Raw genomic sequence first — 12163 nt, 5'->3', positions numbered from 1 at the left:
GCTCGTCGGCCTCGACCGCGTCGAGACGGCCGGTCACCGCCGGGTCGGCCTCGCGCCCCCGCGCCACCGCGAACCGCTCGACGACCCCCGCCTCCGACCGCTTCCGCGACTTCATCGCGTCCGGCTGGGCCGAGCGGGAGGAGCCGCTGCCTGCTCCGCGCGAGCAGGCGTCCTTCGCCGCCTCCCGCCGCGAGCGCCTCTCCGCGCTGCACACCGGCGTGCGCATCGTCGTCCCGGCGGGCCGCCTCAAGCAGCGCGCGAACGACACCGACTACCCGTTCCGTGCGCACTCGGCCTTCACCTGGCTCACCGGCTGGGGCTCCGACTCCGAGCCCGGCGCGGTGCTCGTCCTCGAGCCCGCCGGGTCCGGCCACAGCGCGACGCTCTACTTCCGCGAGCGCGCGGGCCGCGACTCCGACGAGTTCTACGCCAACCCCGAGATCGGCGAGTTCTGGATCGGGCCGCGTCCGTCGCTCGCGCAGGTCGCGAGCGATCTCGGCCTCGCCACCCGCGGGATCGCCGAGCTCGACGCGGTCCTCGACGCGCACGACGGCGTCCCCCTCGCCGTGCTGCGCGAGGCCGACCCGGCGGTGACCGGCCGTCTCGACGCGGTCGAGGCCGACGAGCGGGCGGACCGCGACGCGGCGCTCGAGCGCGACATCGCCGAGCTCCGCCTGGTCAAGGACGCCTACGAGATCGCCGAGCTGCGCGCCGCCGTCGACGCGACGGGCCGCGGCTTCGAGGACGTCCTCTCCGACCTGCCGCGCATCATCGCCCACGAGAAGGGCGAGCGCCTGATCGAGGGCGTCTTCAACGGACGCGCGCGCGCCGACGGCAACGCGGTCGGCTACGACACCATCGCCGCGGCGGGCCCCCACGCCTGCATCCTGCACTGGACGCGCAACGACGGGCCGGTGCGCCCCGGCCAGCTGGTGCTGCTGGACGCCGGCGTCGAGCAGGACAGCTACTACACCGCCGACATCACCCGCACCTTCCCGGTGGACGGCCGCTACACGGACGCCCAGCGCCGGGTGCACGAGACGGTGCGGGAGGCGGCCGACGCCGCGTTCGCGATCGTCCGCCCCGGCATCCGCTTCCGCGAGGTTCACGCCGCGGCGATGGCCGTCATCGCACGGCGCACCGCCGAGTGGGGCCTGCTGCCGGTCAGCGCCGAGGAGGCGCTCGAGGCCGACAACCAGCAGCACCGCCGCTACATGGTCCACGGCACCAGCCACCACCTCGGACTCGACGTGCACGACTGCGCCCGCGCACGGCGCGAGATGTACCTCGACGGACTGGTCGAGGAGGGCATGGTCTTCACCATCGAGCCCGGCCTCTACTTCCAGCCCGACGACCTCACGGTCCCGGAGGAGCTGCGCGGCATCGGCGTCCGGATCGAGGACGACGTGCTCGTCACCTCCGACGGCGCCGAGAACCTCTCGGCCGGCATCCCGCGCTCGGCCGACGACATCGAGGCGTGGATGGCCCGACTGGCCCGCTGAGGCCGGTCGCCCGCGGGGAGCCCCGGCCGCTCAAGCGGCGACGGGCAGCGCGAACTCCCCGCGGGCGGCGGCGAGCGCCAGCCCGTCGAGCAGCGTCGCCAGCTGACCGGCGGGAGCGTCCGGGTCCTCGGGATGCCACTGCACACCCACGAGGGGGGCCGCGACGTGCTCGACGGCCTCGATCACGCCGTCCTCCGCCCGGGCGACGACCCGCAGCCCCGGAGCGAGCAGGTCGACCGCCTGGTGGTGCGCGCTCTGCACCGCGAGCGCCTCGGATCCGAAGAGCCCGCCGAGCACGGAGCCCGCCGCGAGCCCGACCTCGTGCCGGTGCATGCGCTGGTGAGCGGGAGCCGCCGCGTTGACGTGCTCCGCCTCCGGACCCAGGTCCTGCACCAGCGTGCCGCCGAGCGCGACGTTGACGATCTGCAGGCCGCGGCAGATGCCCAGCAGCGGGGTCCGGCGGGCGAGCGCCCGGTGCACCAGCGCGATCTGGGCGGCGTCGGCGCGCTCCGCGTGGGGGCCCTCGGCCGGGTAGCCGCGGTCGGCGCCGTACTGCTCGGGAGCGATGTCCTCGCCGCCCGCGAGGACGAGGGCGTCCGCCCCCGCCGTGCGCGCCAGCAGCTCCTCCGTGCCCAGCTCCTCGGCGGCGAAGCGCTCCGCCCGCCAGCCGCGCTCGTGCGCGAGGGCGAGGATGCGGCCGTTCAGGATCTGCACGTAGGCGTGGTACTCCTCGCGGCCCGGTCGCACGCGGGCGACCTCGACGATGGCGAGTGAGCGGGTCATGACTCCATCCTGGGCACGCCGCCGCCGCCGGTCGAACCGCCGTGTCACGCGGTGTCACACTCCGGCCGTACGATCACGGAGTGACCTCGCCGAGCCCGTCCCTCCCGGAGCGCGTGCAGCAGGCGCGCTCCGAGGTCTCCGTCCTCGCCGGGACCACTCCCGAGCGCCGGGTCCGACCGCTGCGCGAGGCCGTCGAGCACGTCGCCGCCGGCGGCTCCCCCGATCCCGGCGCCCTGCTCGACGCGGTCGACTCGCTGGTCGGGCTCGTGACCCGCGCCGAGGTGCAGCTGAGCGGCGTCGAGCGCTCCGTGCGGGACGACCTGGAGCGGGCCGCCACCCTCTCCGACCTGCGCACCTCGGCGCAGCTCGCCTCCGCCGCCGACGTGGCCGTCGCGTGCGCCGCGGCACGGTCGCTCCTCCTGGACGCCGACGACGCCCGATCGGCCGGCGCCCGCCACGATCCGGCCGCGCTGCTGGTCCTGCTGCTCGACGCCGACTCCGCTCTGGACGCCGTCGTCTCCGGGTACCGTGAGCCGCGCGCCCAGGCCGAGCGCCAGCTCCTCCTGTTCGAGGCGGCGCGCACCGCGGCCCGGCTCGGCGCCGAGTCGGTGCTGCTCCTGGCCGCCGTGCACGGCGAGCGCATCACCGCGGCACCCCGGATCCTCGCGGAGGAGACGCTCGGGCAGCTGGACACCGCGGTGCGCCGTGCGGCAGGCGATCCGGCCGGCGCTCTGGACGAGGCCCGCGCTGCCGCCGACCGCGCCCGCTCCGCGCTCGACGAGGCCCTGGTCGACCTCGACGGCGCACCCCCGTCGCTCCGCCCAGCAGCCGTTCCCGGAGGCCTGCCCGCGGCCTGAGCACGCAGCCACCCGGCACCGGCGCGCGTGCCATAGTGAGGGACATGGCCTCCTTCCTCGTCGTCCCCCAGTGGCAGGGCTCGGCGTCGACGCGCGCGATGCGCCTCGTCGACGGAGCCGAGGCGATCCGGGGCGATCTGCCCTCCTCCGCCACCACGACCCTCGACATCCCCGCCGAGGCGGGCGACGCCCAGGACACCGGCATCCGCCGCTACGCCTCGGTCGCCACCGTCGCCGAGCGGGTGCGCGAGGCCCTCTCGGGCCGCACCGGTCCCGTGATCACGATCGGCGGCGACTGCGGCGTCGAGTTCGCGGCGATCGGGCACGCCGTCCGCTCGGCACCGGGTCCGGTCGCGCTGGTCTGGCTCGACGCCCACCCGGACGCGCACACTCCCGAGTCCTCCCCCAGCGGCGCCTTCTGCGGCATGGTCCTCTCGGCCGCGCTGGGCCGCGGCGTCGGCCTCCTGAGCGCGGGCGCCGAGGAGCGGGTGGCCGACGAGCGCGTCGTCCTCGCCGGTGTCCGCTCCGCCGACGACGGCGAGCTCGAGCCGCTGGTCGAGCGGGGGGCCGCGGTGCTGACCGCGGACGCCCTCGACCCGGAGTCGCTCGTCGCGGCGGTCGAGGCGACCGGTGCCGCCTCCGTCTACGTGCACCTCGACCTGGACGTGCTCGACCCCGCCGACCTCGCCGGGCTGTTCGACCCCGTGCCCTTCGGCGTGCCCGCCTCGCGCCTCGTCGCGAGCCTCGACGCCCTCCGGTCCCGCTTCCCGCTCGCGGGCGCCGGCGTCACCTCGTTCGCCCCGTCGTCGCCGACGGCGGCCGAGGACGACCTGCCCACGATCCTCCGCCTCCTCGGCGCTCTGTCCCGCGGGGCCTGAGAGAGCCCTGCCATCGGCGCGCAAGCCCGAGCGCGTGTCGGCGGCACCCGGCAAGATGGTCGGACGCGACCGAGCGGAGGAACGATGAGCGACGAGAGACCGCGCGTGCGCACCGAGCGGCGCGGAACCGTGCTCGCGATCGTGCTGGACCGGCCCGAGAAGCGCAACGCCGCCGATCTGCGGCTGCTCGCGGAGCTGGCGTCCGCGTACGGCGAGCTCGACCGCGACCCGGAGCTGCGCGCCGGCGTGGTCCTCGCCGAGGGCGGGCACTTCACGGCCGGGCTCGACCTCGCCGACATCGGGCCCCGTCTGGGCTCCGACGGCCTCGACTTCGTGCCCGAGGGCGGTCTCGACCCCTGGGGCCTGCGCACCCGCCCCGTGAGCAAGCCGGTGGTCATCGGCCTCCAGGGCACCTGCCTCACGCTCGGCATCGAGCTCGCGCTCGCGAGCGACGTCGTCCTCGCCGAGCGGTCCACCCGCTTCGGCCAGATCGAGGTCGCCCGCGGCATCCTGCCCTTCGGCGGAGCGACGCTGCGCTTCCCCCGCGCCGTCGGCTGGGGCGACGCGATGCGCTGGATCCTCACCGGCGACCTCTTCGACGCCGAGGAGGCCCATCGCATCGGCCTCGTGCAGCAGGTCGTCCCCGACGGGACGGTCGCCGAGGCGGCCTGGGCGCTGGCCGCCCGGATCGCCGCGCAGGCGCCGCTCGCCGTGCAGGCCGCCCTGGCCAGTGCCCGGCTCGCGGTCGCCGCGTCCGACGCCGAGGCCGCGGCCGCGCTCCCCGGGGCGCTCGCGCGTCTCGCGGCGTCCGAGGATGCGCGCATCGGCACCGAGGCCTTCCTCCAGCGCACGACGGCGGAGTTCACCGGACGATGAGCGACGAGAGCACCACCGTCACGGCGCCCGGCGGCTCCTCCCTCGAGGCGCAGCAGGAGCGCGCCGCGCAGCAGCTCGAGATCCGGCTCCGCTACGGCGACCAGGTGTGGGAGCTGCGCGAGGTCGACCACTTCGCCGTCTTCTCCCGCCGCAGCACCGCACGGCGCGCCGGGCGCGTCCTCGTGGCCTCCGGCTTCCAGATCGCGATCTCGCGGCTTCGGCTGAGGCAGGTCCTCGTCGCGAGCCACCACGCCGCGGTCGACGAGGAGTCGACCACCGCGTTCCTCCGCCAGGTGATCGAGGCGGTCGAGAGCCACGGCGGCCGCTACGACGGCTGGCGGGCCGAGATCGTGCCGGCGCATTGAGCGCCGGGCACCCACAGACGACGGGGCTCGACGCCTCCGAGAACCCCAGGGAGACAGCATGAGCAGCACGACGGACGAGTTCGACGTCATCGTCATCGGAGCAGGGCCGGTGGGCGAGAACCTCGCGGACCGCGCGGTCCAGGGCGGCCTCACCGCGGCCGTCGTCGAGAGCGAGCTCGTCGGGGGCGAGTGCTCCTACTGGGCGTGCATGCCCTCGAAGGCGCTGCTGCGGCCGCCGATGGCGCTCCGCGCCGCCCGTGATCTCCCCGGCGCGGCGCAGGCGGTGAGCGGAGGAGTCGACGTGCCCGCGCTCCTGGCCCGCCGCGACTCCTTCACCAGCCACTTCGACGACCACGGCCAGGTGCAGTGGCTCGAGGGCGCCGGCATCGAGCTCGTCCGCGGGCACGGCCGCCTGAGCGGCGAGCGCGAGGTGACCGTGACCGGACCCGACGGCGAGGTGCGCGTGCTCCGCGCCCGCTCCGCCGTCGCCGTCGCGACCGGCACCACCGCCGTCGTCCCCGACATCCCGGGCCTGCGCGCGGCATCCCCCTGGACGAGCCGCGAGGCCACCTCGGCCGAGGAGGTGCCGCCGCGCCTCGTCGTCATCGGCGGCGGAGTCGTCGCGACCGAGATGGCGACCGCCTACGCGGGCATGGGCTCCTCCGTCACGCTCGTCGCCCGCAGCGGACTCCTCGCGCCGTTCGAGCCCTTCGCCGGCGAGCTCGTCGGCTCGGCGCTCCAGGAGCTCGGCGTCGACCTGCGCCTCGGCGACTCGCCCGTCTCGGTCGAGCGCCGGTCCGACGGCACCGTGGCCGTGACGCTCGAGGGCGGCGACGTCATCGAGGCCGACCAGGTGCTCGCCGCGACCGGCCGCGCCCCGCACACCCGCGACGTCGGCCTCGAGACGGTGGGCCTCGAGCCCGGCTCCTCGCTGACGGTCGACGACACGATGCTCGTGCTGGGCGGCGACGGTGCTCCCCTCGGCGGCGGGCGTCCGTGGCTCTACGGGGTGGGCGACGTGAACCACCGCGCACTGCTCACGCACCAGGGCAAGTACCAGGCCCGTGCGGCCGGCGACGTGATCGTCGCGCGCGCCACCGGTGCCGAGGTCCACGACGCCCCCTGGGGAGCGCACGTCGCGACCGCCGACCACGAGGCCGTGCCGCAGGTCGTCTTCACCGACCCCGAGGTCGCGTCGGTCGGCCTCACCGCCGCGGCCGCCGAGAAGGCCGGATACCGCACCCGCGTCGTCGACTACGAGATCGGCTCGGTCGCCGGCGCCGCCCTCGCCGCCGACGGCTACACGGGCACCGCGAGGATGGTCGTGGACGAGGACCGGAAGGTCGTCCTCGGCGTCACCTTCGTCGGCAAGGAGGTCGGAGAGCTGATCCACTCCGCGACGATCGCCGTCGTCGGCGAGGTGCCGCTCTCGCGCCTCTGGCACGCGGTCCCCTCCTATCCGACGATCAGCGAGGTCTGGCTGCGGCTGCTCGAGACCTACGGACGCGACAGCGCGTGAGCGCGCTCCGTCGAGCCGTCGCGACGGTGGCCCTGGATCCGGCGATCACCCGGCCGGGCTACCTCTTCGCGTGCGCGGTCGGACTCGCCTGGGGCGCGCTGTGGAGCACGGGCCCGATCCGGCGCAGCCACGGCCTCGTCGTCTTCACCGGTCTGCCCTCCTGGGCGTTCGGCCGCGGAGGGTCCTGCGTCGGCACGAGCTACCTCACGGGCACCAACGTCTCCGACAGCGTCCTCGAGCACGAGGCCGTGCACAAGGAGCAGTGGCGGCTCTACGGGATGTGGTTCCCGTTCGCGTACACGGTGGCGGGTCGCGATCCGCTGCGCAATCGATTCGAGATCGAAGCCGGTCTCGAGAAGGGCGGATATCTCCGTGGTCACTGACATGACGGGGCGCGTCGTCGTCCTCACCGGAGCCAGTTCCGGCATCGGCCGGGTCGCGGCGGGAGCGCTGGCGTCCGCCGGTGCCCGCGTGGCCGTGGTCGGGAGGAACCCCGAGCGCACCCGCGCGGTCGCCGCCGACGTGGGAGGGGACGCGTTCCTGGCCGACTTCGACCGGCTCGACGACGTCCGCGCCCTGGCCGACGGCCTCCTCGAGCGCTACGAGCGGATCGACGTGCTGGCGAACAACGCGGGCGGGCTCGTCTCCCACCGCGCCGAGACGGTCGACGGCCACGAGCGGACGATCCAGAGCAACCATCTCGCGCCGTTCCTGCTCACGCGGCTCCTGCTCCCGCGGATGATCGAGACCTCGAGGGAGCGGGCCGGCGTCCGCGTCGTCTCCACGGCGAGCCTCGCGAACCGCTTCGGTCGCCTGAGGCTCGACGACCTCGACAACCGCCGCGGTCCGTGGCTCGGCGGCTGGCGGGCGTACGGCACGTCGAAGCTGGTGACGATCCTCTTCATCCGCGAGCTGGCGGAGCGCCTGCTGACGACGTCGGTCGACGCGTACTCGTTCCACCCGGGCGTCGTCTCGACGAGCTTCGGTGCCGACAGCACGATGATGAAGCTGATGACGAGCCTCTCGGTCGGCTCCTTCGGGATCTCCGCCGAGGCGGGTGCGGTGCCGCTGATCACCCTCGCCTCCGAGCCCGACGTCGGTGCCGCCAGCGGCACCTACTTCGACCAGCTGACACCGCGCGGCTCCCTGAACCCCCAGGCCCGAGACCGCGCTCTCGCCCACGACCTCTGGACCCTCTCCAGCCGCCTCGTGGGCGTCTCCCCCACCCTGTAGCCCGCTGCCGCTCCCCGCCGCCGCCGACGACTCGACGCGGGGGCGGCGCGGAGTACCCGACCCGCTCGCCGGGAGGATCGCGACACACCCTCTCCGAGGGCTGCCCGATCAGCAGGTCTGTGCGCGGTCGCCCGACTCGGTGTGTGCCCGCGAGCTTCTCGATCAGCCGCGAAATCGGTCGCGCGTGGATCTCGAAACTCCCTCTCCGAGGGCTACCCGATGAGCATGTCCGGGCGCGGTCACCCGACTCGCCAGGCACCCGAGAAACGCTCGATCACGCGCGAAGTCCGTCGGCAGTGACTCTCGAGACGCCCTCTGCGAGGTCCACTAGATCAGCATCGTCCTCCGCGGTCGCGCCCCTGGCGCGCAGCATCCTCTGCGGTCGCGCCCCCGGCGCGCCGTCCCCCGCGGCCGCGCCCCCGGCGCGCCGATCCTCTACGAGCAGCGCCCGGAGCGTCGCAGGGCGTCGTTCTGCAAGGCGGAGGAGGAAGCGATACCGGCGGTATCGCGCCCGACGACAACGCCGCAGAACGTCGCCCTGCGGCGCTCCGGGTCAGTTGGACTCTTGGCGGCCGAGGCGCCAGTACCCCATGAACGCCACCCGCTTCCGGTCGAGTCCGAGCTCGGTGACGAGGCAGCGGCGGATCAGCTTCACGGCGCCGGCTTCTCCGGCGATCCAGGCGTAGAGGCCGGGGTCGGTGCTCTCGTCGGGGACCTCCCAGAGCATCTCGTGGTCGACGTCGATGTCGCTGACGTCGACGCCGCGGTGGTGGGCGGTGAGGAAGCGGGTGGCCCAGGCGCGGACCGCGTCGCCGAGGGCCGCTCCGGGGGCTGCCGCGTCGGCGCGGACGATCCAGGTGACGTGGACGCCGGCGGGGTGGCGGAGCGGGAGGCGGTCGTGGGCGGTGGGGACCTCGAGGAACGCGGCTCCGGTGGCGTCGTCGTCGAGGCTCTCGAGGATCGCGGCGATGGCGGGGACGGCCGTCTCGTCGCCGGAGAGGAGGAGGGAGGTGGCGGCGCCGGGGTGGAACTCGACTCCGCCGCCGGGGAGGTCGGAGCGCGTGTCGGGCGCGATGATGACGATCTGGTCGCCGGCGCGGGCGCTCTCGACCCAGGCGGAGGCCGGTCCGGTGTCGCCGTGGGCGGCGAAGTCGATGTCGACCTCGGCGTCCTCGGGGCGGACGGCGCGGATGGTGTAGGTGCGGAGCGGGTTCCGGAGCTCGTCGGGGAGCTGTCGCCAGCGGCCGTACCAGTCGGGGTCGAGTCCGTCGGGTCCGTCGGGGTCCGAGACGGAGGCGAGGAAGGCGGGGGCGTCGGAGGCGGCGGTGGGGACGACGAGCTTGATGCGCTGGTCGGGGCCGGTGCAGCCGACGTGGTCGAGGCCGGTGCCGGTGAGGGTCACGCGGATGAAGTGCGGGGCGATCCGGGTCGCTGCGGCGACGGTCGCGAGGTACGGCCGGTAGGCCGGTCGGGCGGGGGCGGCGGTCGTCGGAGGCATCGCCTCAGTCTCGCACAGAAGGTAAGCCTTGCCTAAAACTCAGCCGGGACGCCCGGCGGACGGTCAGCGCGCGGCGTGCTCGGCGGAGGTGCGCAGGCGCGCCTCGACGTCGGCGGCGAGCTCGGCGACGACGGGGCCGGCCCCGCCGATCCAGGCGCAGAAGTCGTGGCGGCCGTCGGCCCACGGGTAGTCACCGTCGACGACCGACATCTCGCCGACCCAGGCCCGGACCGCGCGGTCGAGTGCGACTCCGCGGGAGCATCGCTCACCGGTGCCGGGGGCGCCCGAGCGCTCGGAGCGGCCGAGCCAGGTGACGCAGACCCGTCCGGGGGCGGCGAGCGGCGGCAGTCCGCGCGCGTCGTCGACCTCGACGAAGACCTGGCCGCGGGCGTTCGCGGGGAGGGCGTCGAGGATGCTCTGGATCCACGGCACGACGGTCTCGTCGCCCGCGATCAGGAACTGCTTCACGTCGACCGGCGCGGAGCCGTCGCGGTCCTCGAACATGCACATCGTATTCGAGTATAGGCAAGGCTTACCTCAGTGACCAGAGCCGGACCCTGACCATCCGCCGTGCAGCCGCGCCCGGACCCGTCATCGCTGCGGCCTCCCCCGTCACCACTGCGGCGGGTGCCGCATCTGCCAGCGCGCCCGCCGCTCGAGCTGCGCGCCGATCGCCAGCAGCGTCGCCTCGCCGCCGGGTCGCCCGATCAGCTGGACTCCCATCGGCAGGCCCTCCTCCGTGGTGCTCAGCGGAAGGGTGATCGCGGGGAGGCCGCTCACGTTCACGAAGGACGTGTACGGCGTGTAGAGGCACTGCTGCTCGAAATTGCGCTCGGGGTCCTCGAGGTCGTACCAGCCGACGGGGCGCGGCGTCATCGCCAGCGACGGCGTCAGGACCGCGTCGACGCCGGCGAATGCCGCGATCACCGCGCGCTCGTAGCCCGAGAGCCAGGACGCCGCCTCGACGATCTCGCGGGCGGAGCGCCGGCGTCCCTCCTCCACCAGCCAGCGGGTCAGCGGCTCCAGCAGATCGAGGCCCGCGCCCTCGACGGGCAGGGTCGCCGCGCCGCTCTGCCACAGCGTCCGGAACGCGGCGGGGTACGCGGCGCTCGGGGGGAGCGACGCCTCCTCGAGCCCGTGGCCGAGCGCGGCCAGCGCGGCGATCCCCTCGTCCAGCGCGGCGCGCGCCTCCGGAGCGAGAGCGATCTCGTACTCCTCGTCCCAGGGCGAGTCCGTCAGCACGCCGATCTGGAAGCGCCCCTCTCCGCGCACCGCGGCGCCGAGGAACGAGCCGTCGCCGTCACCGGGCGCGCCGAGCGACCAGCGCTGCGGGAGGCGGCCGTTCGTCCGCTCCAGCATGCCCTCGAGCAGGAGGCCCGCGTCGGCGACCGAGCGGGTGATCGGCCCGGCGACCGTCAGGCCGCCGACCCCGCCGATGCCGGAGAGCGCGGCGACGCGTCCGCGGGAGGGCTTCAGTCCCACCAGGCCGCAGGCCGCGGCGGGGATGCGGATGGACCCGCCGCCGTCCGAGGCGGGGGCGAACGGCAGCAGTCCCGCGGCGACGGCGACCGCCGCTCCTCCGCTGGATCCGCCGGCCCCGAGGCGGGTGTCCCAGGGCGTGACGGCGGGCGGGCCGATGCGCGTCTCGGTGTAGGAGGGCATCCCGAACTCGGGCGCCGCGGTCTTGCCGAGGCTGACCGCTCCCGCCGCGTCGAGCACCTCGACGATCTCGTCGGAGGCGGTGGGCACGTGGTGCTCGCGCAGCCGGGATCCGAATGCGGTCCGCACGCCCGCGCGCCGCCAGAGGTCCTTGTCGCCGCTCGGCAGGCCCCAGAGCGGAGCGGTGCCGGGCCCGGTGCCGAGCGATGACACCCGCTCCCGCGCCCGATCGGCGGTCACCGTGGCGAAGGCGCCCAGCTCCCCGTTCCACCGCTCGATCCGGGCGAGGTAGTGATCGGCGAGCTCGAGAGGCGTGACCTCTCCGCGCTGCAGCCAGTCCCACTGCTCCTGGGCGCTGAGGTGGTGGAGTTCGAACATGGAACGACCCTATTCCGCCGCTCCGGGGAGCCGGCGGAACAGGGTCGTGGGGTCAGGCCGCGCGGCGGCCGCTCTCGCTCGCCTCGTCGATGCCCCTCCGGGCGCCGTCGGGCACCACGGTGTCGCGGTCGATGCGGGCGCCGGTCGCGATCACGGCCGAGCGTCCGATGCGGGAGTAGCTCCCGATCCGCGCCCCCGGTCCGATGATCGCCTCGGGCCCGACGTGCACGTTCGCGCCGATGAAGGCGCTGTGCCCGATCATGGCGTCGCGGTCGACCCAGCTGCCCGCGCCGATCCAGGCGCGCTCGCCCACGGTCGCGCCGGGCTCCACGTAGGCGCCGGTCTCCACGTACGCGGTCGCCGAGACGCGCGATCCGGGAGCGACCATGCCGCGTCCGTTCGCGTGGCGGCGGTAGACGATCTCGTCGTCACTGCCGCGCGCCCCTCGACCCTTGTTCATCCCTGTTCCTGCCATCTGCCTCTGGCTCCTCCGAGCTGTCCGGTGGGCGGGGCGCCGAGCCCCGTCCCGTCATCGGTAGACAACAGCGGCGAGCGCCCGCGCATTCCCCGTTCGGGGGGCGCTGGCGCGGGTCGCCGCTGTTGTCTACCGATGAC

At 74.9% G+C, this 12163-nt stretch carries 13 protein-coding genes; 8 read left to right on the top strand and 5 right to left on the bottom strand.

Annotated features, from left to right (window positions below; translation table 11 throughout):
* A partial coding sequence (locus tag C5C69_RS16195; RefSeq protein ID WP_258067546.1) for an aminopeptidase P family protein occupies positions 1 to 1502 on the top strand: 1502 nt, incomplete at its 5' end.
* 30 nt (positions 1503 to 1532) lie between these two features.
* Here the strand turns inward: C5C69_RS16195 and C5C69_RS16190 are convergent.
* Positions 1533 to 2285, bottom strand: coding sequence for a gamma-glutamyl-gamma-aminobutyrate hydrolase family protein (locus tag C5C69_RS16190; RefSeq protein WP_104248220.1), 753 nt, complete (start codon positions 2283 to 2285; stop codon positions 1533 to 1535).
* An 80-nt stretch (positions 2286 to 2365) separates the two neighbouring features.
* On the opposite strand from C5C69_RS16190, the gene C5C69_RS16185 reads away from it, so the two are divergent.
* The 7 genes from C5C69_RS16185 to C5C69_RS16155 all read left to right on the top strand — a co-directional run bounded on the left by C5C69_RS16185 (position 2366) and on the right by C5C69_RS16155 (position 8013).
* Complete coding sequence (locus C5C69_RS16185; protein ID WP_104239623.1) at positions 2366 to 3142, top strand: hypothetical protein; 777 nt, start codon at positions 2366 to 2368, stop codon at positions 3140 to 3142.
* A gap of 44 nt (positions 3143 to 3186) precedes the next feature.
* The gene (locus C5C69_RS16180; RefSeq protein WP_104225034.1) at positions 3187 to 4020 is read left to right on the top strand and encodes an arginase family protein; all 834 of its coding nucleotides are present in this window, start codon (positions 3187 to 3189) and stop codon (positions 4018 to 4020) included.
* An 84-nt stretch (positions 4021 to 4104) separates the two neighbouring features.
* Positions 4105 to 4896: a crotonase/enoyl-CoA hydratase family protein gene (locus tag C5C69_RS16175; protein WP_104256199.1), complete on the top strand. Its 792-nt coding sequence runs from the start codon at positions 4105 to 4107 to the stop codon at positions 4894 to 4896.
* Positions 4893 to 5261 (top strand): ribonuclease E inhibitor RraB, encoded by a 369-nt coding sequence (locus C5C69_RS16170; RefSeq protein WP_104225032.1) that lies wholly within the window; start codon positions 4893 to 4895, stop codon positions 5259 to 5261. Before C5C69_RS16175 ends, C5C69_RS16170 begins: the two co-directional genes overlap by 4 nt.
* 58 nt (positions 5262 to 5319) lie before the next feature.
* Positions 5320 to 6780 (top strand): NAD(P)/FAD-dependent oxidoreductase, encoded by a 1461-nt coding sequence (locus tag C5C69_RS16165; RefSeq protein ID WP_104225031.1) that lies wholly within the window; start codon positions 5320 to 5322, stop codon positions 6778 to 6780.
* Positions 6777 to 7163, top strand: a complete 387-nt coding sequence (locus C5C69_RS16160) for a Fe-S oxidoreductase (protein WP_104227423.1) — start codon at positions 6777 to 6779, stop codon at positions 7161 to 7163. Before C5C69_RS16165 ends, C5C69_RS16160 begins: the two co-directional genes overlap by 4 nt.
* Positions 7153 to 8013, top strand: a complete 861-nt coding sequence (locus tag C5C69_RS16155) for an SDR family NAD(P)-dependent oxidoreductase (RefSeq protein ID WP_258065329.1) — start codon at positions 7153 to 7155, stop codon at positions 8011 to 8013. Before C5C69_RS16160 ends, C5C69_RS16155 begins: the two co-directional genes overlap by 11 nt.
* 553 nt (positions 8014 to 8566) lie before the next feature.
* Here C5C69_RS16155 and C5C69_RS16150 read toward each other — a convergent pair.
* The 4 genes from C5C69_RS16150 to C5C69_RS16135 all read right to left on the bottom strand — a co-directional run bounded on the left by C5C69_RS16150 (position 8567) and on the right by C5C69_RS16135 (position 12008).
* Positions 8567 to 9511, bottom strand: a complete 945-nt coding sequence (locus tag C5C69_RS16150) for a siderophore-interacting protein (RefSeq protein ID WP_104234577.1) — start codon at positions 9509 to 9511, stop codon at positions 8567 to 8569.
* A gap of 63 nt (positions 9512 to 9574) precedes the next feature.
* Complete coding sequence (locus tag C5C69_RS16145; RefSeq protein ID WP_160034004.1) at positions 9575 to 10015, bottom strand: SIP domain-containing protein; 441 nt, start codon at positions 10013 to 10015, stop codon at positions 9575 to 9577.
* 108 nt (positions 10016 to 10123) lie between these two features.
* On the bottom strand, positions 10124 to 11548 hold the full coding sequence (locus tag C5C69_RS16140; protein ID WP_104258294.1) for an amidase: 1425 nt from the start codon (positions 11546 to 11548) through the stop codon (positions 10124 to 10126).
* A 52-nt stretch (positions 11549 to 11600) separates the two neighbouring features.
* A complete protein-coding gene (locus C5C69_RS16135) occupies positions 11601 to 12008 on the bottom strand; it encodes a transferase (RefSeq protein ID WP_104317518.1) in 408 nt (135 codons plus the stop codon).
* Positions 12009 to 12163: the final 155 nt, after the last annotated feature.

Source organism: Rathayibacter sp. AY1C7, from assembly GCF_002931865.1.
Classification (GTDB): Bacteria; Actinomycetota; Actinomycetes; order Actinomycetales; family Microbacteriaceae; genus Rathayibacter.
Note: the sequence above shows the minus strand (reverse complement) of the source record. Positions and strands in the feature narration are given on the sequence as shown.

Excerpts from the sequence above, each read along its gene's own strand:
- C5C69_RS16190 (WP_104248220.1), bottom strand. The coding sequence starts at position 2,285 with ATGACCCGCTCACTCGCCATCGTCGAGGTCGCCCGCGTGCGACCGGGC.
- C5C69_RS16150 (WP_104234577.1), bottom strand. The coding sequence starts at position 9,511 with ATGCCTCCGACGACCGCCGCCCCCGCCCGACCGGCCTACCGGCCGTAC.
- C5C69_RS16180 (WP_104225034.1), top strand. The coding sequence starts at position 3,187 with ATGGCCTCCTTCCTCGTCGTCCCCCAGTGGCAGGGCTCGGCGTCGACG.
- C5C69_RS16140 (WP_104258294.1), bottom strand. The coding sequence starts at position 11,548 with ATGTTCGAACTCCACCACCTCAGCGCCCAGGAGCAGTGGGACTGGCTG.
- C5C69_RS16135 (WP_104317518.1), bottom strand. The coding sequence starts at position 12,008 with ATGAACAAGGGTCGAGGGGCGCGCGGCAGTGACGACGAGATCGTCTAC.
- C5C69_RS16170 (WP_104225032.1), top strand. The coding sequence starts at position 4,893 with ATGAGCGACGAGAGCACCACCGTCACGGCGCCCGGCGGCTCCTCCCTC.
- C5C69_RS16175 (WP_104256199.1), top strand. The coding sequence starts at position 4,105 with ATGAGCGACGAGAGACCGCGCGTGCGCACCGAGCGGCGCGGAACCGTG.
- C5C69_RS16145 (WP_160034004.1), bottom strand. The coding sequence starts at position 10,015 with ATGTTCGAGGACCGCGACGGCTCCGCGCCGGTCGACGTGAAGCAGTTC.
- C5C69_RS16165 (WP_104225031.1), top strand. The coding sequence starts at position 5,320 with ATGAGCAGCACGACGGACGAGTTCGACGTCATCGTCATCGGAGCAGGG.